Below are 19,773 nucleotides of genomic sequence, written 5' to 3'. Positions count from 1 at the left end.
GGACTTAGGAGGCGCCGTCATGCCCAGAGAATGCTCGATCGCCAACGCGCTGGCGGTCGTCGGCGAGCGGTGGAGCCTGCTGGCCCTGCGGGAGATCTTCCTGGGTGTGCGGCGCTTCGACCAGATCGCCCGCAACACCGGCGCCAGCCGCGACATCCTCACCGCGCGGCTGCGCAAGCTGGAGGAGGCCGGGCTGCTGGAGCGCCACCAGTACGAATCCCACCCGCCGCGCTACGAATACGTGCTGACCGAGCCCGGCCAGGCGCTGCACTCGGTGCTGCTGACGCTGATGGCCTGGGGCGACCGCTACGTCACCGAGGGCGAGCCGCCCACGGTCTGGGCCCACTCCTGCGGCGAGGTCCTGGAGCCGGTCACGGTGTGCGCGCGCTGCCAGGAGCCCGTGCGCCCCGAGGAGATGACTGCGCTCCACGTGCACGGGGTCACAGTAGACACGTGAAGATCCTTCTGGTTCAGCCCCCTCACTGGTCCCCCGACGGCCACGCCAACTTCGACGCCGTCGAAGAGCTGCTGCCCGGCTCGTCCGCGGACGTCGTCCTGCTGCCCGAGCTCGCGGGCTCCAGCCTGCCGCGCGCCGACTACCTGGCCAGGGTGCGTGCCCTGGCCGTGGGGTCGGGGACGGCGGTCGTCGGGGGCTCCCACTACGACGGCGCGGTCAACCGGGGGGCGGTGTTCGACGCCGGGGGCACGCTGCTGCTGGAGTACGACAAGGTGCACCCGTACGGGGTGGAGCTGCGCTCCGGCGTCCGCCCCGGCCGGCCGAGCGGCGGCTTCGAGCTGGCCGGCCGCCGCCTGCGCGTGCTGCTCTGCGCGGACCTGTGGTATTCGGCGAGCCTGGCCGGGCACGACGCGCTCGACGCGGTCCTGGTGCCCGCCTTCTCCGTCACCCGCTGGGACGGCCCCGCCCCGGCCCGGGAGTTATGGCAGCACATGAGCGTGGCGCGGGCGTACGAGTTCATGACGTACGTGGCGGTCAGCGACTGGCACCACGAGACCACCTACCGCGGCCACCCCTGCGCCGGGGTCACCGGATTGGCCAACCCGTGCCCCGAGACGCACTCCGGCTTCTTCACCGGCCCGCCCGACGCGCCCGTCTCGGCCCACGACCTCGACTTCGACCGGCTGGACGCCTTCCGGAACGACCGCGCCGAGCGCGGGTTCCGGTAGGGCTGGCCCTACCCTCCATAGGGCCGCGAGCAGGGTCGATCGGCGCGGGCCCGGCTCGTAGCGTTCTTCCCATGAGAACCCTCCGGCGCCGCCTCGCCACCGACACCCGCTACACCCTGCTCGGCCTGCCCACGGCCGTCGCCCACTTCACCGTGGTCGTGGCCGGGGTCTCGGCCGGGCTGGGCAGCGCGGTCGCGTTCGTCGGCCTGCCCATCCTGGCCGGCACCGCCCTCATGGCCAGGAACCTGGCCGACTTCGAACGGGTCGCGCTCCCCGACGTGCTCGACCGGCCCGTCGCCCGCCCCCACTACGGCACCACCCCCGCCGGCGCGGGCTGGTTCCGCCGCGTGATGAACCCGCTGACCAGCGGCCAGGCATGGCTGGACCTGCTGCACGGCATCGTCGCCTTCCCGATCGCGCTGGCCGCCGCCGTCGTCACCGCCGTGTGGTGGGCGGGCGCGATCGCCGGCCTGACCTTCCCGATCTACGGCTGGGTCCTGGCCCGCATCCCGGAGGTGGACGGCGGATGGCCGGCCCTGCTCGGGCTCGGGGACGGCGACCTGGCGTTCGTCGGCTTCAACACCCTGGTCGGCGTGCTGTTCGCGCTGACGCTGGTGCCGGTCGTGCGCGGCGCGGCGCTGATCAAGGCGAGCGTCGCCCAGGCCATGCTGACCCGCGCCCCCGCCTACCCCTCCGTCAGCGAGCCACGCTGGGCGTGAGCTCGTCCGCCACCTGCCGCGTGACCAGCCGGCCGATGAGGGCGATGAGCTTGCGCGGCCGGCGCGGCATGAGGTGGGCCATCGCGAGATTGCCGCGACCGGGGACCACGTAACCCCGGTCGCTCTCGTATGCCCGCAAGGCGGAGGCGACGACGGACTCCGGGGTGGCGATCCTGGCCCCGATGGCGGCCTTGCGGGTGCCGATCCGGTCGAAGAAGGCCGTCTCGACCGGGCCGGGCGTGACGGCGAGGACCTTCACCCCGCGGCCGCGCAGCTCGCTCCACAGGGCCAGGCTGAAGTTGAGGACGAACGTCTTGGACGCGCCGTACGTCGCGAAGTACGGGGTGATGTTGAAGCCGGCCGTGGAGCCCACGTTGATCACCCCGCCGGCGCCCCGGTCGAGCATCCCCGGCAGGAACGCGTGCGTCAGGCCCACCAGCGCGACGACGTTGACCATGAGCTCGTCGTGCTCGCGCTCGGGCGCGATCCGGGCGAACTGGCCCGCCGTGCCGAAGCCGGCGTTGTTGACCAGCAGCTCGACCGTGATGCCGCGGGCGGCGCACTCCCCCGCGACCCGCGTGGCCGCGTCGGGCGCCGACAGGTCCTGGACGATCACGTCCGCGCGCACGTCGTAGCGGGCGCGCAGGCCGTCGGCGAGCGCTTCGAGGGCCGGCGCGGACCTGGCGACCAGCACCAGGTCGTGGCCCTGGGCGGCCAGCTGCCGGGCGAACTCCGCGCCGATGCCGGAGGAGGCGCCGGTCACGAGAGCGGTTCCCTTGGTTGTCATGAACTAGAAAGTATCAGATCAATCCATATCTGCGGCAATTAGTCGCAGTTAAACCCAGTAACGTCTCCTTCATGGGAAAACTGCGGTCCGACGCCGAGCGCAGCATGCGGGCGATCATGGCGGCGGCGGAAGACGTGCTGAGCGCCAGCCCGGTGGCCACGATGGAGCAGATAGCCGAGGCGGCCGGCGTGGCCAGGGCCACCATCCACCGCAGGTTCGCCAGCCGGGAGGCGCTGATCGAGGCCATGGAGGTGGCCGCGTGGCGGGAGATCCTGGAGGCGGTGCTCGCCGCCCGCCCGCACACCGCGCCCCCGCTCGTCACGCTGCACCAGGCCACCGCCAACATCCTGCAGATCAAGCCCTGCTGGCGCTTCACCCTGGCCCGGCCGGTGCCCCTCAGCCAGGAGGCCCAGGCCGTGCAGGCGGAGGTGATGGGGCTGTGCGAGGCCGTCCTGGGCAAGCTGCTGGGCCCGGACTCCGACATCGCCTGGGCCAGGCAGGTCTACCTCGCGCTGCTGGGGGAGGCCGCGCACGGCACTCCCCCAGCATCGGGCCCAGCTTCGGGCCCAGAGTCCAGCCCGGCGTCAGGCAGGGATCCTGACGCGCTCGCCACGAGGGTGATCGACACCCTCATGCACGGCGTTCAGCGCACGGCGTAGGCGCGGATCACCTCCTGCGTGAGCGTGTTGCCGTTGACGTCGGAGGCGTTCAGGCGCAGCGAGACGAACCCGGACGGCGCGCGGTCGAGCGTCGTCTCGTAGGCCCGCTTTCCCTTGTCACGCAGGCGGGCGGGCTTCCAGGTGGCGCCGTCGTCGTACGACACCTCCAGCGCGACGTCCTTGATCGCGCTCTGCTCCGCCCCCTCCTGGTGGCGCAGCGACAGGCCCAGCCTGCGGGACGTGGCCTGGTTCTTCAGGTCCACGGGCGCGTCGAAGGCGGCCAGCAGCAGCGGCACCACGGTCGTCTCCGCGGCCCGCTCCGAGGTGAACGTCCACACGCCACGGGTGCGGGTGGACAGCTTCGCCCAGTCCGACTCGTTCGTCAGGTCGTACTCGATCCGGTACGTGCCCTTCTCCGCCGGCAGCGTGCCCGACCCGGCGGGCAGGTAGTCCGTCTGCCACAGCAGCGTGTCGCCCTGGTAGAGCCGGAAGTCGGTCTTCATGCCGCGCTCGAACAGGCTGGTGTAGGCCTCGCCGTAGTTGCCCTGCGCGTCCACGAAGCCCTGCATCGAGATCCGGAGCTTGTCACCCTCCCGGCGTACCGGGTTGCGCGGGTTGGTGCCCGGCAGCAGCGGCTGCTTGAACACGCTGCGGGCGGCCCGCTCCCCCGCCTCGTACGGCCGGAACTCCGGCGACGACACCCCCACGCGCACCGTGTCCGGGTGCGGCCACAGGTTGTTGTACGGTCGCTCCGGCGTGCTCGCCGACGTGCTCCACCGCAACTCGGGGTCGGGGGTGACGTAGTCGGTCCGGGTGCGCGGCGTCCTGGCCATCGGGTGGTTGGTCGAGATCGACAGGGTGTCCCAGGGCTCGAAGACGTAGCGGGCCTCGTTGACGGTCACGTCGTCGGCCAGCTGGCTGTGGTAGCCGGTGTCGATCCTGGCCAGCGACCTCGCGCGGACCACGTAGTCGAGGGACTCGCGGACCCGGCCCTTCTCCCGCAGGTACAGGTCGTAGACGTACGGGCTGGCCACGATGCCCTTGGCCACGATCGGCACCGGCAGGCGGCGCAGCCGCTCGACCAGCTTCAGCCCCTGCTCGTGGGTCAGCCGCACGGTCGGGACCGCGAGCTTGACCCGGTTGCCGCCCGTGGTGACGTCGGCGCCGGGCCGGTCGCTGTAGACGGCCACCATCGCCGCCCCGGCCGCCGCCGCCGCGTTGGCCTGGGCGGAGACCGGCACGCCGTCGGTGCGGCGGATGACGGCGAGCCTGCCGCGCAGGTCGCGGGCCCTGATCTCCTCCGCGCTGCCCCGGCCGGCGTCCACCGCCATGAGCAGGCGGGTGCCGTCCAGGCGCGGGTACTCGGTGGCGAAGTCGCTGAACTGGACCGGGTCGACGTACTCGGGCTCCAGCTCCAGGCCGAGGGTGGAGAAGGCGATCTCGGGGGCCTTCAGCCGCCAGCGGGTGGCGACCACGAACGTGCCCTTGGTGACCTTCCTCGTCGGCTGGACGAACAGGCGCTCCTCGATCTGCCCGCCGGGCGAGATGGTGGTGCCGCCGCGCAGCGCCGTGCCCTGCTCGCCGGCGCGGTACCACATGAGGGCGGCGGCCGCCCCCGTGTTCCGCTTGGTCCTGTGGTCGGGCGTCTCGACCTCGACCTCCACGGCTTCGCGGGCGTCCAGGACGACCTCGGTGTTCTCGGTGATCTCCATCTCCGGGTCGCCGAGCAGGCTCTCGTTGAGCGGCTTGCCGCTCTCGGTGCTGGACTGCGTGGCGGGCATGGTGAAGATGTGGCCGAGCACGGAGTAGGTGCCGGGCTTGACGAGCAGGCAGGTTCCGGAGCCGTACTTGGCGTCCGTGCAGGGCTGGGCCGGGTCGCCGGGGAGCACGCGGCCGACCAGGGTGCCCTCGTCCAGGTTCAGCACGGTGAAGCCGCCGCGGCCGGTGCGGCCGTCCCTGGCGATGCCGCGTACGCGCAGCTCGACCCGCTTCTCCTCGACGCTCGCCGTCAGCAGCGTGCGCGTGCCCGCCGCCGTCAGCTCCTGGCGCAGCGCTCCCGCCCGGGCCGCCTTGAGCGTGACCTTCGCCTCGGCGGTGCCGCCGGCGGGCACGGTGAGCCTGGCAGGCTCGACGGTGAACGCGTCGCCGCCGGACAGCTCCAGCTCGGCGGGCGCCTGGCCGGGGTTGCGGTAGCCGACGGTGAGCGTCTTCTCCTCGCCGAGGGTGAGCTTGCCGAAGTTGAGCGAGCCGGCCGAGGCCACGACCGGGCTCTTGAGCGCGGCGGCCACGTCGATCCGGCCGGCGCCCTGCGCGTCCACGGGGATGTCCTGACCGGGCCTGGCGGTGGTCATGAGCAGGGACTTCAGCTCGGAGCCGGTCAGCTCCGGGCGGGCCTGGCGCAGCAGCGCCGCCGCGCCGGCGACGTGCGGGGTGGCCATGGAGGTGCCGGACATCGCGATCCGGCCCCCGCCGGTGCGCGCGGCGGAGATGTCCACGCCGGGCGCGGTGACGTCGGGCTTGACGGCCTGGTCGGCCAGGATTGGGCCCCTGCTGGAGAAGTCCGCGAGCCGGTCCTGCTTGTCCACCGCGCCGACGGTGAGCGCCTCGGGGGCGTCGCCGGGGGCGCCCACGCACGAGTCGCAGCCGTCGTTGCCCGCGGCGACCACGAACAGCGTCCCGTACTGCTCGGTGAGCCTGGACACCGCCTCGGTGAGCGGGCCGCCCGCCTCGGGGCTGCCCAGGCTCATGTTGACGACCTCGGCGCGCTTCTCGCCGGCCGCCCACTCCATGCCGTCGATGATCCAGGACAGCTGGCCGTAGCCGTCGGCGGCCAGCACGCGGCCGTTGAGCAGCTTCGCGCCGGGCGCGACGCCCTTGCCGCCCGTGCCGCCGCCCGTGCCGCCGCCAGTGCCGCCGCCCGTGCCGCTCTCCGTGCCGCTGTCCGTGCCGGCTCCGGCGATGGTGCCGGCCACGTGGGTGCCGTGGCCGTGGGGGTCGCCGGTGACGTTCTCGCCGGTGAAGTCGCGCTGGTCGGCGACCTTGCCCGCAAGCTCGGGGTGGGTGGCGTCGACGCCGGTGTCGAGGACGGCCACGGTGGTGCCGGTGCCGTCGTACCCGGCCGCCCACGCCTCGGGCGCGCCGATCTGCGGCACGCTGTCCGCCAGCACCGGCGCCACCTTGCGGTCGAGCCAGATCTTGGTCACGCCCGCCAGCGGCCCGGCCGCGCGCACCTGCGGGGACGGGGAGGCCAGCCTGGCCAGCTCCGCCCCGAACGCCGCCGCGTCCGCGGCCGCCACCGACACGCCCGCGCCGCCGATGCTCTCCAGCGTGCGGACCTGCTTGGCGGCCGGCACCGCGGCCTTGGTCGCGTTGGCGGCGTAGGTGAGGATGAGCGGGATGGCGGCGCCGTACCGCTGCTCGGCCAGCTCCGTCACGTTGAAGAGCGCGGTGTCGAGCCGCTCGGGGACCAGCGTGGCGACGTCGTCGGGGATGACCGTGACCCCGCGCTCGGACTCCAGCACCTGGAACGTCGGCACGGAGCCGTCCGCCCGGGGCACGGGGGTGACCGTCACGGCCTTGTGCTCGCCCTCCACGGCGCGGACCTGTACCCGGTCACCGGTGATCAGGGTGATCTCGCCGCTCGCCGCCCCGGCCGTGAATTCCGTGGGCGGAGCGGTGACCGCGTCCGCGCCGGGAACCGAGAGCAGCGAGGCCGCCATGACCGCCGAGGCGGCCATCACCGTCCCTCGCCTTAAGCCGCGCAGCATGGACGACCTCCAGAGAATCGGTAAGCACGAATACCGAATTCCTAGTCATCCTGAACTGCGCTGTCTATGAGATAGGCGTGGCTAGATCCTGACTTGTCGTAAACCCGCCAGCGCGGGGTTGGCGGCCCGATCAGGCCCGTCTACAGTGAGCGGACCATGGACACAGGAATGCTCGACGTCCCGGGCGCCAGGCTCTATTACGAGGTACGCGGCTCCGGTCCGGTGCTACTGGTGATCCTCGGCGGGGGCGCCGACGCCGCGATGGCCGCCCCGCTCGCCGAGGCCCTGTCCGGCCGCTACACGGTCATCACCTACGACCGGCGCGCCGCCACCCGCAGCCCGCTGACCGGGCCGCCCGGGGAGCAGCGGATCGAGGAGCACGCCGACGACGCGCTGTGCCTGCTGGAGGCGGCCGGCGCGGACCCCGGCCACGTGTTCGCCACCCACGCGGGCGCGCTGATCGCGCTCGACCTGCTGGCCCGCCGCCCGGAGCGGGTGCGGCGGCTGGTGGCGCACGAGCCGCCCGCCTTCGAGCTGCTGCCCGACGCCGAGCACTGGCGGCGGCTGACGCGCGAGGCCCTGGACCTCTACGAGCGCGAGGGCGCCGGGCCTGCCGTGCGCAGGCTCGGCAAGGAGACCGGCATGATGCCGCCCGGCACGCCCGATCCCGGCCTGCCGCAGTGGGTGCGCGACATGCTGACCAGGATGACGGCCAACAGGGAGACGAACCTCCGTTACGAGCTGCGCCCGTTCAGCGCCTACGTCCCCGACGCGGCGGCGCTGCGCGGGGCCCCGATCGACGTGGCGTACGGTGCCGACGACCGGGGCGGCGTCTTCCACCGCGCCACGCTCGCCGTGGCCGAGCTGCTCGGCAGGCAGGCCGTGGAGCTGCCCGGCGACCACGTCGGCTACCTGCGCAGCCCGGCCGAGTTCGCCCGGGCGCTGCACGACCGCCTGGCCGCCTAACCCTTCACCGAGCCGGCGAAGTTGAACGACCCGGCCAGATACTTGTTGACCGCCACGTAGAGGACCACCGCCGGGGCCGTGTAGAGGATGGAGAAGGCGGCCAACTGCCCGTAGGCCACCTGCCCGTACTGCGAGAAGAACGTGTAGACGGTGACGGCGGCCGGCTGCTTCTCCGGGGCGTCCAGCAGCACGAACGGGGCGAAGAAGTTGCCCCACTGGCCGACGAAGACGAAGATGGCCACCACCGCGATGCCCGGCGCCATCAGGGGGCCCACCACGGCCCGCAGCGACTGCACCCAGCCGGCCCCGTCCACCCAGGCCGCCTCCTCCAGGCTCACCGGCACCCCGTCCATGAAGTTCTTCATCATCCAGATCGAGAACGGCAGCGAGCTGGCCGTCAGGAACAGCACCATCGCCGGCACCGAGCCGTAGAGGTTGAACCGGAAGAACATCGCGTAGACCGGGACGAGGATCGCCGTCACCGGCAGGCCGGTGGTGAACAGCAGCGTCAGCATGAAGTGGCGGCGGTAGCGGAGCTGGTAGCGCGAGAGCGGGTACGCGGCCAGGCCGGCCACCAGGACCGTCAGGATCGCCGTCGAGCCCGAGATGACGATCGAGTTGATCAGCGGCAGGATGATCGTCTCCCAGGTCAGCACCGCCTTGAAGTTGTCCAGGGAGAACGTGGGCGCCGGCGCGGCGGCCAGCGTGGCCTCCGGCTGCACCGAGGCGATCAGCACCCACACGAACGGGCCCAGGAAGGCCAGCGCGATGAGCAGGAGGGCGAGCGAGGCCGCGCCCCTCGCGGCGAGCCTGGTCATGCGTCCTCCACCTTGATCAGCCGAAGGTAGACCAGCGAGAACAGGGCGCCGATCACGAGCATGACCAGGGCGATGGCCGAGCCGTAGCCGATCTCGAAGTAGCGGAACGCCTGCTCGTACATGTAGAGCGGGGTGGTCTGGCTGGCGGTGCCCGGTCCGCCGCCCGTCAGGGCGTAGATGAGGCCGAAGCTGGCCAGCGTCTGCAGCGTGATCAGCATGAGGTTGGCCATGATCGAGCGGCGGATCAGCGGCAGCGTGATGTGCACGAGCCGGCGGACCGGGCCGGCCCCGTCCACCGCGGCCGCCTCCACCAGGTCACTGGGCACCTCCGACAGCGCGGCCGAGTACACCAGCATCGAGAAGGCCGTGCCGCGCCAGATGTTGGCCAGGATGACCGCGACCATCGGGGCCGTGTAGAGCCACTCCTGCGAGATGCCGAGCACCGCGTTCAGCGTGCCGTCCTCCGCCAGGAACGCGAACCAGCAGGCCGCCGCCACGACCTCGGGCATCACCCAGGCTCCGATGACCACGCCGTTGACCACGCTGCGGGTCACCCGGCCGCGGCCGCGCTGGAGGAGGGCGATGATCAGGCCGAGGGTGTTCTGGCCGATGACGGCCGAGCCGATGACGAAGACGAAGGTGAGCAGGAAGGAGTTGAGGAAGTTCGGGTCGCCGAAGAGCTTGACGAAGTTCGCGAAGCCCACGAACTGGGAGTTCACCGAGGCCGAGCCGGTCAGGGTCTCGTTGGTGAAGGCGATGTAGACGCTCCACAGGATGGGCCCCGCCAGGAAGAGCGCCAGCAGCACCAGCGCGGGGCCCAGGGGCAGCAGCCAGCGCAGGACCCGCCGCCGCCGTGACGGGCCGCCCGGGGGCGAGCTCGTCACGGGCGGGGACGGTGCTGTGGCGATCGTCATCGGGCCAGAACCTTGTCGGCGCCTCCGACGGCCGTGGGCAGTGCCTTGACGTAGGCCGCGGTGGCCTCCTCAGGGGTCCTGGAGCCGGTGGTGACCGCCTCCATGGCCTCCTGGACCTGGGCCGACACCTTCGGGTACGCCTCGTACGCCGGCCGGTAGCGGGTCACCGAGGCCAGGTCGGTGAAGAACTTGACGCTCGGGTTGTCGGCGGTGTACTTCGGGTCGGCCGCGACGTCCTTGCGGGGAGCCAGGTCGCCCGTGCTCACCGAGTACGTCATGGAGTTCTCCTTGTTGGTGGCCACCGTGATGAAGTCGAAGGCCTCCTGCTTGAGCTTGGTGTAGGAGCTCATCGCCATCACCCAGCCGCCCGACATGCTGATCGCCCCGGGCGCCTCGCCGTTCTGCGTCGGCATGGCCGTCCAGCCGATCTTCTCCTGCCACTGCGGCCACGGCTTGGTGCTGGTCGGCTTCCAGGCCGCCGCGGTCCACGCGCCGTCGAGCGAGATGCCGACCTTGCCCGCGGGGAACCACTCCAGGTTGACCTTGTCGGCGAGCTTGGCGTTGTGCGCGTCGGCCTGCTTGGGGCCGAGCTCCTCCCGGTAGATCGTGTTGATGAAGGTCAGGGCGTCGGTGAAGTTCTTGCCGCCGGCCACCCACTTCTTCTGCGCGTCGTCGTAGAGGGTGCCGCCGGGGGTGCCGTACAGGAGCATCTCGAAGCCCTGCATGGTCGACGCCTCGCCGTGGACCTTCGTGGAGTACATGCTGAACGGGACCGTGCCGGGCACCTTCTGCTTGATCGTCCGGGCGGCGGTCAGGACGTCGTTCCAGGTCTTCGGCTCCCACGGGACGGGGAGGCCGGCCTTGGCGAAGACGTCCTTGTGGTACCAGAGGCCGCGCGTGTCCGTGCTGATCGGCACGCCGTAGATCTTGCCGTCACCGCCCTTGGCGGCCTGCTTGACCGAGTCGGGGAACTGCGTGCTCCAGTCGGGCCACTTGGCCAGGTAGTCGTCGAGCGGGGCCAGCTTGCCCGCCGCGACGTCCGCGTTGACCTGGAACGTGTCATGGTAGTAGAGGTCGGGCGCCGAGTCGGGAGATCGGTTGAGCAGGGCCAGCTTCGTGTAGTAGGCCTCGTTGTTGCCCTGCACCGGGGTCAGCTTGATGGTGACACCGGGGTGGGCGGCTTCGTACTGCTTCTTGGCGTCGCCGAGCATCTTCTCCAGATGCGGCCACGTCGGCTCGACCTTGTAGAGGACCTCGAGTTCCTTGGCTCCGGAGGATTCCTGCGCGGCGTCGCTGCCGCAACCGGCGGCTGTCAGCGCTGTCAACAGCAGGAGGGAACCGGCCAGGCTACGGTTCATCACGGCCTCCCCTTGTTTTCCCTGGGTTGACGCGAACGTAAATCTTTTTGATTTACTAAGTCAACACTCTGTGGTGACATTGCTCACATGCAGCAGGGCACGAACCTGCCCAAGGTCGGTAGCTACAACCGGGCCGTGGTCCTGGAGGCGATCCAGGCGTCGGACGGCATCAGCCGGGTGCAGATCGCCGCCGTGACCGGGCTCACCGCCCAGACCGTGTCCGTGATCGTGCGCAGGTTGCTGGAGGAGGGCCTGGTCGTCGAGGACGGCTCCGCGCCGTCGAGCGGCGGCAAGCCGCGCACGATCCTGCGCGTCGAGGCCCGCGCCGGATACGCGGTGGGCGTGCACTTCGACCCGCAGGAGCTCTCGTTCGTGCTGGCCGACCTGGCGGGACGGCCGGTCGCCCGGCTGCACCAGCCGGTACGCCCGGGGGCCCGGCCCGACACGGTGATCCGCCAGATGGCCAGGGCCTCCCGCAGGATCCTGCGCGAGGCCGGGGTGCCGGACGCCAAGGTCCTCGGCGTGGGGCTGGCCTGCCCGGGGCCCTTCGACGGGGCAGGGGTGATGGTCTCGCCGCCCCGGCTGCCGGGGTGGGACCGGGTGCCGATCGAGGGGCTCCTGCGGGAGTACACCCGCTTCCCGGTGACCGTGGACAACGACGCCACGGCGGCCGCGATCGGGGAGCGGTGGGCCGGGATCGCCCGCTCCACGCCCAGCTTCGCCTACCTCTATCTAGGGACCGGGATCGGCGGCGGGCTCTTCCTGGACAACCAGGTCTACCGGGGCAGGTCGCTGAACGCCGCCGAGTTCGGGCACATCACGGTGGAGCCCGACGGGCCCGAGTGCTACTGCGGCAACCGGGGGTGCGTGGAGGCCGTGTGCTGCCCGAGCGCCATCGAGGCGGCCATGCGGGCGTCCGGGGCCGGGGGCCGCTCCGACCATGCCGACCATGCTGACCACGCCGCCATCTGCGCGGCGGCCGCGGCCGGGGAGCCGCGGGCGCGGCGGGTGATCGAGCGGGTGGCGGGCCGGCTGGCCGACGCCGCCGTGAGCCTGGTGAACATGCTGGACATCGACCTGCTCGTGCTCGGCGGGCCCGCGCTCAGGGAGGTCGGGGAGATCTACCGGGCGGTGATCGCGCGGGCCGTGTCGGGCCGGACGCTGGCCAGGCGGCTGCACGCGGTCCGGGTGGAGACCTCGCCGATCGCGGCCGACGCCGCGGCGATCGGTGCGGCCTCGCTGGTCTTCCACGCCACCTACGCGCCCCGCCTGGGCACGCTGCCGAGCCGCCAGATGTAACGGCTAGAGGGCCGCCTCGTCCCGGTCCGCCCGCGCCAGCAGGTCCCGCATGGCCGCCTCTGCAGCGTCCGCGTCACCGTCGCGTACGGCGTCCAGCACCGCCCGATGGGTCACGGCGAACCCGGGGCGCTCGCCGGTCGAGTGCACCAGCCGGTCCCGGGCCGACAGCGCGGCCGCGATCACCACCTCCAGGCACTCCAGCAGCTCGTTGCGCGAGGCGGCCAGCAGCACCCGGTGGAAGACCACGTCCGCCTCGGTGTGCGCCACCGGGTCGGCCGCCGTGGCCCCCATCCGCTCGAACGCCGCCTCCAGCGCCGCCACGTCCGCCTCCGTACGCCGGGCGGCCGCCAGCCGCGCCCCCGCCGGCTCCACCACGGCCCGTACCTCGGCCAGGTCGCGCAACATGTCGGAGTCACCCCGCTGCTCGAAGCGCCAGCGCAGCACGTCGGGGTCGAGCAGCGACCAGTCGCCCCGCGGCCGCACGAACGTGCCGCGCTTCGGCCGGGCGTCCACCAGCCCCTTGGCCGCCAGCGTCTTGAGCGCCTCCCTGACCACGGTATGGCTGACGTGGTAGCGGCGGCCGAGCTCGACGGGGTCGAGATGGCCGGTGGCCTCGGGATCCCCGCTCACGATCCGGCGGCCGAGATCTTCGACGACCTCACCGTGCATGCCTCGCCTTGGATAGCTCATGCGGCGTCACCCCTTCCATCCGTCTTCCGATGGTGATAAATCGTATTTTACGAAAATTCAGCCACATCGTCTGAGGATCCCCCGCCTCGACTTGGCCGCGGTGGTGATGGTGCTAATCAGCGCCTGCGGCCCTACCTCACACAGGCCGACCGGGCGGAGCAGGCGACCGGACCCATGGCGCTCTACTATCGGGACTCCCTGGAACAACGCCCAGGACGACCTCTGGCATGCCGAGCCGACCAGCCCGGACGCCCCCGAGTCGCTGGGCAGGTGGCGGGCCGCTGCGCGGCTGCGACCACGCCATCCTGGCCCCGTTCCCGGTCCTGCTCTCGGCGTTTTTTGTGGCGCCGATCGGCTAAGCGCTGGTGCAGAGCCTCACCCGGGTGGAGCGCTCCGGGCTGCTCGGCCCGCACGGGACCCTGTGGTTCGCGGGCCCGCGGCTGTTCCGCCGGCCGATCCTGCGGACGCTGACCGTGGTGGGCGCGCCGGTGTCGGTGATCCCGCTGATCGTGCGGTCCGGCGCGCCGCAGCGGTTCTGGCGCGCCTGACTCACGGAGGGGAGCGTGCGCGAGTAGCCCCCGAGGGTGATCAGGCGCGCTTCATCCGCAGCGTGACCAGCTCGAACGGCCGCAGCGTCACGGGGATGCCGTCGCCCGGGCGCTGCGGCTCGCCCGTGGGCCGCTCCAGCAGGTCGGTGGTGACGACCTCCGCCACGGGGAAGCCGGCCCGCAGGGTGGCCCGGGCCCGGCCGCCCCTGGACTCGTAGCACCGTACGATCACGTCGCCGCTCCTGTCGTCGGCCAGCTTGACCGCGCTCACCACCACGGCGTCGTCGTCCACCGCGACCAGCGGCTCGACCACCTCGGCGGCGCCGGACCCGGCGCGCACGGGCTGGTTGACGAAGTAGCCCTCGCGGACCGCGTCGCCGATGGACGCGTTCGGCACCAGCCCGTGCCGGAAGCGGTGCACGCCCTGGTCGGTCTCGGGGTCGGGGAAGCGCGGGGCGCGCAGCAGCGAGGCGCGCAGCGTCGTGGTCGTGCCGGTCCCGTCCACGTCGCGGGTGACGTCGTGGCCGTAGGTGGAGTCGGTCACCAGCGCCACTCCCCAGCCCGGCTCCTCCACGTGCACGAAGCGGTGGTTGCACGCCTCGAACTTGGCCGCCTCCCAGCTCGTGTTGGTGTGCGTGGGGCGGAAGACGTGGCCGTACTGGCTCTCGGAGGCGTACCGGTCGGCGCGTACGTCGAGCGGGAAGGCCAGCTTGAGGATCTTCTCCGTCTCGTGCCAGTCCACCTCCGTCTCGATGTCCAGCCGTCCCTCGTCGAGGCTGATCCACTGGGTCACCGTCGAGGACCCGAACGAGCGCCTGATCTCCACGCGCCCCCCGTCGCTGATCACCCGGTCGGCCTCGGTGAGGTCGGTGACCGTGTTGCGGTAGAAGGCGTCCACGTCCCAGGCGTCCCACTTGTTGGGGAAGTCGGGGTGGAGCTGCAGCAGGTTGGCCGCCCGGCCCGGCGCGACCGCCTCCCTGCCCGTCTCCAGGTCCCGGAGCGAGACGACCAGCCCGCGGGCGTCGATCTCCGCCCTGAGCAGCGGGCCCTCCAGCACGTAGCCGCCGCCCGCCCGCTCCGTGCAGGTCGCCGGCCGCACGCGGGCGGACGCGGCGCCACCGGCCGGGACGCCGAGGCGCGCATGCGGCGAACCGTTGAAGCACAGGCCGGTGGCCTGGCCCGCCGCCAGCGCGTCCTGGGCGTCGCCGATGATCGCGTTCAGCTCCTCCGCCACCAGCTCGTACGTCCTGCGCGCCTCCCGGTGCACCCACGCGATCGACGAGCCGGGCAGGATGTCGTGGAACTGGTGCAGCAGCACCGTCTTCCAGATCCGGTCCAGCCGCTCGTACGGATAGTCCACGCCCGCGCGCACCGCCGCCGTCGCCGACCACAGCTCGGCCTCCCGCAGCAACGCCTCGCTGCGCCGGTTTCCCTGCTTGGTCTTGGCCTGGCTGGTCAGCGTGCCCCGGTGCAGCTCCAGGTAGAGCTCCCCCACCCACACCGGCGGGTGCGGGTACTCGGCCTCGGCCTTGGCGAAGAACTCGGCCGGCGTCTCCCACGCGACCTTGGGCGAGCCCTCCAGGTCGCGGACCCGGGCCGCCTTGGCCACCATCTCCCGCGTCGTGCCGCCGCCCCCGTCGCCCCACCCCGTCGGGGCCAGCGAGTGCCGCGCCACGCCCTTGTCCTTGAAGTTGCGTGCCGCGTGCGCCAGCTCGCGCCCCCGCATCGAGCAGTTGTAGGTGTCCACCGGCGGGAAGTGCGTGAAGATCCGCGTGCCGTCGATGCCCTCCCACAGGAACGTGTGGTGCGGGAACCTGTTGGTCTGGCTCCACGAGATCTTCTGCGTGAGCAGCCGCTTCGCCCCGGCGGCCTTGATGATCTGCGGCAGCCCGGCCGCGAAGCCGAACGTGTCCGGCAGCCACACCTCCTCGTTGTCCACGCCGAACTCGTCGATGAAGAACCTCTTGCCGTGCACGAACTGCCGGGCCATGGCCTCCGAGCCGGGCATGTTCGTGTCGGACTCCACCCACATGCCGCCCGCGGGCACGAACCTGCCGGCCGCCACCGCCTTGGTCACCTTCGCCCACACCTCGGGCCGGTGCTCCTTGACCCACGCCCACTGCTGGGCCTGCGACATCGCGAACACGAAGTCCGGCTCGTCCTCCAGCAGCGCGGTCATGTTCGAGGTGGTGCGGGCCACCTTGCGCACGGTCTCGCGCAGCGGCCACAACCAGGCCGAGTCGATGTGCGCGTGCCCGACCGCGCTGATCCGGTGCGCCGAGGGCACGGCCGGGGACGACAGCACCCCGGTCAGCTCGGCCCGGGCGGCCGCCGCCGTGCCGCCCACGTCCTGGAGGTCGACCGCGTCCAGCGCCCGCTCCAGGGCCCGCAGCAGCTCCCAGCGGCGGGCGCCGTCCACGGGCAGCTCCAGCATCAGCTCGCCGAGCACCTCCAGGTCCATCACCAGCTCCCACACCGTCTGGTCGAAGACGGCCAGGTCCATGCGGGCCAGCCGGTACAGCGGGTCGGTGCCGGCCGTCTCCTTGTCGCCCATCCGGGTCGGCAGGAAGGGGTGATAGTCGAGGATGACCGGGTTGGAGGCGGCCTCGACGTGCAGCCGCACCCGCTCGCCGCCCTCGGCGGGGGAGCCCACGCGGACCCACTGGTTGCGCGGGTTGAGGCCCTTCACCGGCGTGCCGTCGGGCCGGTAGACCAGGCCCTCGCACTGGAAGCCCGGCATGTTCTCGTCGAAGCCGAGGTCCAGGATCGCCTCGACGATCCGGCCGCTCCACTCCATGGGGACGGTGCCGGTGACGGTGAACCAGCTGGTGCCCCACGGCGCGCCCCACGCCTGGCCCACCGCGATCGGCCCGGGCTCCGCGGCCAACCCCTCCGCCACCGGCACGGGCTCGCCGGGCGCGTGCCAGACGGCCACCTCCAGCGGAACGGACTCGGGGTAGATCGCCGGGCGGATCCGCTCGTCCAGGACGCGCTTCAGGCGGGCTTCGACCAGGTCGCGGTCGTCATGCATCAGGTGAGCTCCTCAGCAGATGGTGATTTATCAGCCTTTGATGGCGCCTTCCTCCACGCCCTTGAAGAAGAAGCGCTGGAGCGCGGCGAACACGATCACGATCGGCAGGAACGAGATCATCGTCCCGGCCGCGATCAGCCGTGGGTTCGCGCTGAAGGTGCCGTTGAGGTATTGCAGGCCGACGGTGAGCGTGTAGTTGTCGGGATCGGTCAGGACGATCAGCGGCCAGAGGAAGTCGTCCCAGGCACCGATGAAGGCGAAGATCGTGACCACGCTGAGCATGCCGCGCACGTTCGGCAGGCCGATGTGCCGCAGCCGCTGCCACGTCGTCGCCCCGTCGATGATCGCGGCTTCGTCCATCTCCGGAGGAATCGCCTGGAACGCGGTACGCATCAACAGCACGTTAAGCATCCCGATGGCCCCCGGCAACGCCACGCCCAGCAACGTGTCGGCCAGGCCCAGCGAGCGGACCGTGACGTACTGGGAGACGATCGTCACCTCGCCGGGCAGCACCAGCGTCGCCAGGAACAGCCCGAGCAGCAGTTTCGCGCCCCTGAAGCGGAGCTTGGCCAGGGCGAACCCGGCGGCCGTGGCGCCCGCCGCGTTGCCCGCGACCACGATGGCGGCCACGATCAGCGAGTTGACGGCGTACGACCAGACGGGGATGGTCTCGGCGACCTCGGCGTAGTTCGACAGCGTCGGCCGGCTGGGCAGGAGGCCCGGCGTGCCGGTGTAGATGTCCTCCTGGAGGCTCTTGAGCGAGGTGGACAGCTGCCACAGGAACGGCGAGACGGTGACGGCCAGCACGAGCAGGAGCAGGACGTACCTCAGGGCCCGCTCGCGCGCGGTGACTCTGTTGATGTCAGGCCGCCTTCCTGTTGAGCCGCAGCAGCGCGAGCATCGGGCCGATCGTGACGGCCAGCAGCACCAGGCTGAGCGCGGAGGCGTAGCCGAGGTGACCGGTGAAGCCGCGGCTGTAGAGCTGGATGAGCATCACCAGCGACATGTCCCGGCCGCCGGGGCCGCCGGTGCCGTTCGAGAGCACGTACAGCTCCGAGAACACGCGCAGCGCCGAGACCGACACCAGCACCGAGACCAGCAGCATCGTGTTGCGCACGCCGGGCACGGTGACGCTCAGGAAGCGGCGCACCGGGCCCGCGCCGTCCACGGCGGCGGCCTCGTGCAGCTCGCGCCGGACGTTCCCGAGCGCCGACAGATAGATGATCATGTAGTAGCCGAGGCCCTTCCAGACGGTCAGGCTGATCGCGCTGAACAGCAGCAGCCACCGGTCGGTCAGGAACGGCACCGGCCCGCTCACCCAGCCCAGCCACTGCGCGAAGCCGTTCACCAGCCCCCGGTCGTCCAGCAGCCAGCCCCAGATCAGCGCCACCACCACGGCCGAGGCCACCACCGGCGTGTAGAAGGCGGTGCGGAAGAACGTGATGCCGGGCAGCTTCTTCTCCACCAGGATCGCGATCAGCAGCGGCAGCACCGTCAGCAGCGGCAGGCAGACCAGCATGAACACGATGCTGTTGACCAGCGCGTCCACGAGCTGGTCGTCGTCCAGCACGCGCCGGAAGTTGGCCAGGCCGGTGAAGTGGCCGCCGCCGAGCGGCTTGGCGTCGGTGAACGCCAGCACCACCGTGTTGATCGACGGCCACACCGAGAACATGAACAGCCAGACCGCGGCGGGCGCCACCAGCACCCACGGCGTGAACCAGCGATGGTGACCCATCAGTTCTTCAGCAGCTCGTCGCACTTGGCCACGGCGGCGTCCAGCGCCTCCTTCGAGGTGACGTCACCGCTGACGGCCAGCGCGAACTGCTGCCTGACGAGCTTCTTCATCGCCTCGGTGACCTGGACCGGCTCCAGCACCTTCGCCCTGGCCAGCGACTCGAACGCGATCACCTTGGCGTCGCCGGAGCTGGTCCCGTCGCTCTTGCTGAAGAACGGGTCGTTCGCCGAGGACTTCGTGCTGGGGAAGATGTTGACCAGGTGGGCGAAGGCGGCCTGGTTCTCCGCGCTGGTCACCCAGCGGGCCAGGGCGAGCGCGGCGGGGGCGTTCTTCGTCTGCTTCGGGATCGACAGGCCCTGGACGTACAGCGGCGGGGTGCCCATCGCGGGCGACGGGACGACCTTGGGCGCGAGCGTCGGGTTGTCGGTGGCCAGGCTCGTGATGTAGTTGCCGCCGCCGGTCGTCCAGGCGACCGTGCCCTCGTTGAACAGCTTGGCGTTGCCCGCGTAGGTGTCGGTGAGCACGTCGCGGGGCAGCAGGCCCTCCTTGAACGCGTCCCGGTACCGGTCGAGCAGGGCGACCGCCTCCGGGGTGTTGAAGGTGAACCGGGCGCCGTCGGGGGACATGATGGGCACGCCCGCGTTGGTCAGGTCGCCCAGCTCGGGGCGGCGGCTCATCAGGTAGACCTTGCCGCCGGACTTCTCCTTCATGGTCCTGGCCTGGGTGATGAGCTCGTCCAGGGTGGCCGGGGGCTTGTCCGGGTCGAGGCCGTGCTTGGTGAGCAGCTCGGTGTTCCAGTAGTTGACGTCGGTGTTGAGGTACCAGGGGTAGCCGTAGGTGCCCTGGACGCCGGGGTAGGCGTAGGCGGCGAGGGCGCCGGGGACGTACTCGGTGGCCAGCGCCGGGTCGGCCTGGGCGACGTCGAGCAGGAGGCCCTGCCTGATGAGCGGCACCGCGAAGTCCGGCGGCAGGTTGACGACGTCGGGCAGCGTGCCGCCGGCCGCCTGGGTGAGGACCTTGTCCGAGTAGCCCTCGGCGGGCTGGTCGAGCCACTCGACCTCGGTGCCCGGGTACTTCTTCTCGAAGCCGTCGATGACGCCCTGCACGTACTCGGTGAACTTCGGCTTGAGCGCCCACGTCTGCAGGCTCACCTTGCCCTTCACCTGGCCGCCCGCGCTCGCGGCCGGCGCGGCCGCCCCGGACCCCGTGGCGGAGTCCGGGCCGCCGAGCCCGCATCCCGCCATCGTGGCGACCACCACGGCCAGTCCTGCCCAGTACTTTCGCATGGCGCTCTCCT

General features: G+C 71.6%; 17 protein-coding genes. 7 read left to right on the top strand and 10 right to left on the bottom strand.

Annotated features, from left to right (window positions below; all coding sequences use genetic code 11):
• Positions 1-19: 19 nt before the first annotated feature.
• The 3 genes from ACBJ59_RS11745 (at position 20) to ACBJ59_RS11735 (ending at position 1,904) form a co-directional block, all read left to right on the top strand.
• Positions 20-457 (top strand): winged helix-turn-helix transcriptional regulator, encoded by a 438-nt coding sequence (locus tag ACBJ59_RS11745; protein WP_375110175.1) that lies wholly within the window; start codon positions 20-22, stop codon positions 455-457.
• Positions 454-1,185 (top strand): carbon-nitrogen hydrolase family protein, encoded by a 732-nt coding sequence (locus ACBJ59_RS11740; protein ID WP_375110174.1) that lies wholly within the window; start codon positions 454-456, stop codon positions 1,183-1,185. The genes ACBJ59_RS11745 and ACBJ59_RS11740 overlap by 4 nt, the downstream gene beginning before the upstream one ends.
• Positions 1,186-1,256: 71 nt before the next feature.
• Positions 1,257-1,904 (top strand): sensor domain-containing protein, encoded by a 648-nt coding sequence (locus tag ACBJ59_RS11735; protein WP_375110173.1) that lies wholly within the window; start codon positions 1,257-1,259, stop codon positions 1,902-1,904.
• Here ACBJ59_RS11735 and ACBJ59_RS11730 read toward each other — a convergent pair.
• Entirely contained in the window at positions 1,882-2,691 is an 810-nt protein-coding gene (locus ACBJ59_RS11730; RefSeq protein WP_375110172.1) for an SDR family NAD(P)-dependent oxidoreductase, read from the bottom strand. The genes ACBJ59_RS11735 and ACBJ59_RS11730 overlap by 23 nt on opposite strands.
• A 71-nt stretch (positions 2,692-2,762) precedes the next feature.
• On the opposite strand from ACBJ59_RS11730, the gene ACBJ59_RS11725 reads away from it, so the two are divergent.
• The gene (locus ACBJ59_RS11725; protein WP_375110171.1) at positions 2,763-3,350 is read left to right on the top strand and encodes a TetR/AcrR family transcriptional regulator; all 588 of its coding nucleotides are present in this window, start codon (positions 2,763-2,765) and stop codon (positions 3,348-3,350) included.
• Here the strand turns inward: ACBJ59_RS11725 and ACBJ59_RS11720 are convergent.
• Positions 3,335-7,117, bottom strand: coding sequence for a S8 family serine peptidase (locus ACBJ59_RS11720; RefSeq protein WP_375110170.1), 3,783 nt, complete (start codon positions 7,115-7,117; stop codon positions 3,335-3,337). The genes ACBJ59_RS11725 and ACBJ59_RS11720 overlap by 16 nt on opposite strands.
• Before the next feature lie 156 nt (positions 7,118-7,273).
• Here ACBJ59_RS11720 and ACBJ59_RS11715 point away from each other — a divergent pair, with 156 nt between their 5' ends.
• Positions 7,274-8,083 carry an alpha/beta fold hydrolase gene (locus ACBJ59_RS11715; protein ID WP_375110169.1) on the top strand — a complete coding sequence of 270 codons (810 nt, stop codon included), beginning with the start codon at positions 7,274-7,276 and terminating at the stop codon, positions 8,081-8,083.
• Here ACBJ59_RS11715 and ACBJ59_RS11710 read toward each other — a convergent pair.
• From ACBJ59_RS11710 to ACBJ59_RS11700, 3 genes are read right to left on the bottom strand one after another with little or no spacing between them, the layout of a single operon-like run.
• Complete coding sequence (locus tag ACBJ59_RS11710) at positions 8,080-8,901, bottom strand: carbohydrate ABC transporter permease (protein ID WP_364116636.1); 822 nt, start codon at positions 8,899-8,901, stop codon at positions 8,080-8,082. The genes ACBJ59_RS11715 and ACBJ59_RS11710 overlap by 4 nt on opposite strands.
• Entirely contained in the window at positions 8,898-9,815 is a 918-nt protein-coding gene (locus ACBJ59_RS11705) for a sugar ABC transporter permease (protein ID WP_364116634.1), read from the bottom strand. The genes ACBJ59_RS11710 and ACBJ59_RS11705 overlap by 4 nt, the downstream gene beginning before the upstream one ends.
• Complete coding sequence (locus ACBJ59_RS11700; protein ID WP_375110223.1) at positions 9,812-11,173, bottom strand: extracellular solute-binding protein; 1,362 nt, start codon at positions 11,171-11,173, stop codon at positions 9,812-9,814. The genes ACBJ59_RS11705 and ACBJ59_RS11700 overlap by 4 nt, the downstream gene beginning before the upstream one ends.
• A gap of 87 nt (positions 11,174-11,260) precedes the next feature.
• Between ACBJ59_RS11700 and ACBJ59_RS11695 the strand changes: the two genes are divergently transcribed.
• Positions 11,261-12,472 (top strand): ROK family transcriptional regulator, encoded by a 1,212-nt coding sequence (locus ACBJ59_RS11695; protein ID WP_375110168.1) that lies wholly within the window; start codon positions 11,261-11,263, stop codon positions 12,470-12,472.
• A gap of 3 nt (positions 12,473-12,475) precedes the next feature.
• On the opposite strand, the gene ACBJ59_RS11690 is transcribed toward ACBJ59_RS11695, so the two are convergent.
• Positions 12,476-13,162, bottom strand: coding sequence for a FadR/GntR family transcriptional regulator (locus tag ACBJ59_RS11690; protein WP_375110167.1), 687 nt, complete (start codon positions 13,160-13,162; stop codon positions 12,476-12,478).
• 365 nt (positions 13,163-13,527) lie between these two features.
• On the opposite strand from ACBJ59_RS11690, the gene ACBJ59_RS11685 reads away from it, so the two are divergent.
• Positions 13,528-13,710, top strand: a complete 183-nt coding sequence (locus ACBJ59_RS11685) for a hypothetical protein (RefSeq protein ID WP_375110166.1) — start codon at positions 13,528-13,530, stop codon at positions 13,708-13,710.
• Positions 13,711-13,750: 40 nt separating this feature from the next.
• On the opposite strand, the gene ACBJ59_RS11680 is transcribed toward ACBJ59_RS11685, so the two are convergent.
• Genes ACBJ59_RS11680 through ACBJ59_RS11665 form a run of 4 tightly spaced genes read right to left on the bottom strand, consistent with a single transcriptional unit; the run spans position 13,751 to position 19,762 of the window.
• Complete coding sequence (locus ACBJ59_RS11680; RefSeq protein ID WP_375110165.1) at positions 13,751-16,741, bottom strand: alpha-mannosidase; 2,991 nt, start codon at positions 16,739-16,741, stop codon at positions 13,751-13,753.
• Between the two features lie 30 nt (positions 16,742-16,771).
• A complete protein-coding gene (locus ACBJ59_RS11675) occupies positions 16,772-17,548 on the bottom strand; it encodes a carbohydrate ABC transporter permease (RefSeq protein ID WP_375110164.1) in 777 nt (258 codons plus the stop codon).
• A gap of 55 nt (positions 17,549-17,603) precedes the next feature.
• On the bottom strand, positions 17,604-18,476 hold the full coding sequence (locus ACBJ59_RS11670; RefSeq protein WP_375110163.1) for a carbohydrate ABC transporter permease: 873 nt from the start codon (positions 18,474-18,476) through the stop codon (positions 17,604-17,606).
• Positions 18,476-19,762: an ABC transporter substrate-binding protein gene (locus ACBJ59_RS11665; RefSeq protein ID WP_375110162.1), complete on the bottom strand. Its 1,287-nt coding sequence runs from the start codon at positions 19,760-19,762 to the stop codon at positions 18,476-18,478. The genes ACBJ59_RS11670 and ACBJ59_RS11665 overlap by 1 nt, the downstream gene beginning before the upstream one ends.
• Positions 19,763-19,773 lie beyond the last annotated feature (11 nt).

It is taken from the genome of Nonomuraea sp. MTCD27 (assembly GCF_041950495.1).
In the GTDB taxonomy this organism is placed as follows: domain Bacteria; phylum Actinomycetota; class Actinomycetes; order Streptosporangiales; family Streptosporangiaceae; genus Nonomuraea.
This window is presented reverse-complemented; position numbering and strand designations above follow the sequence as displayed.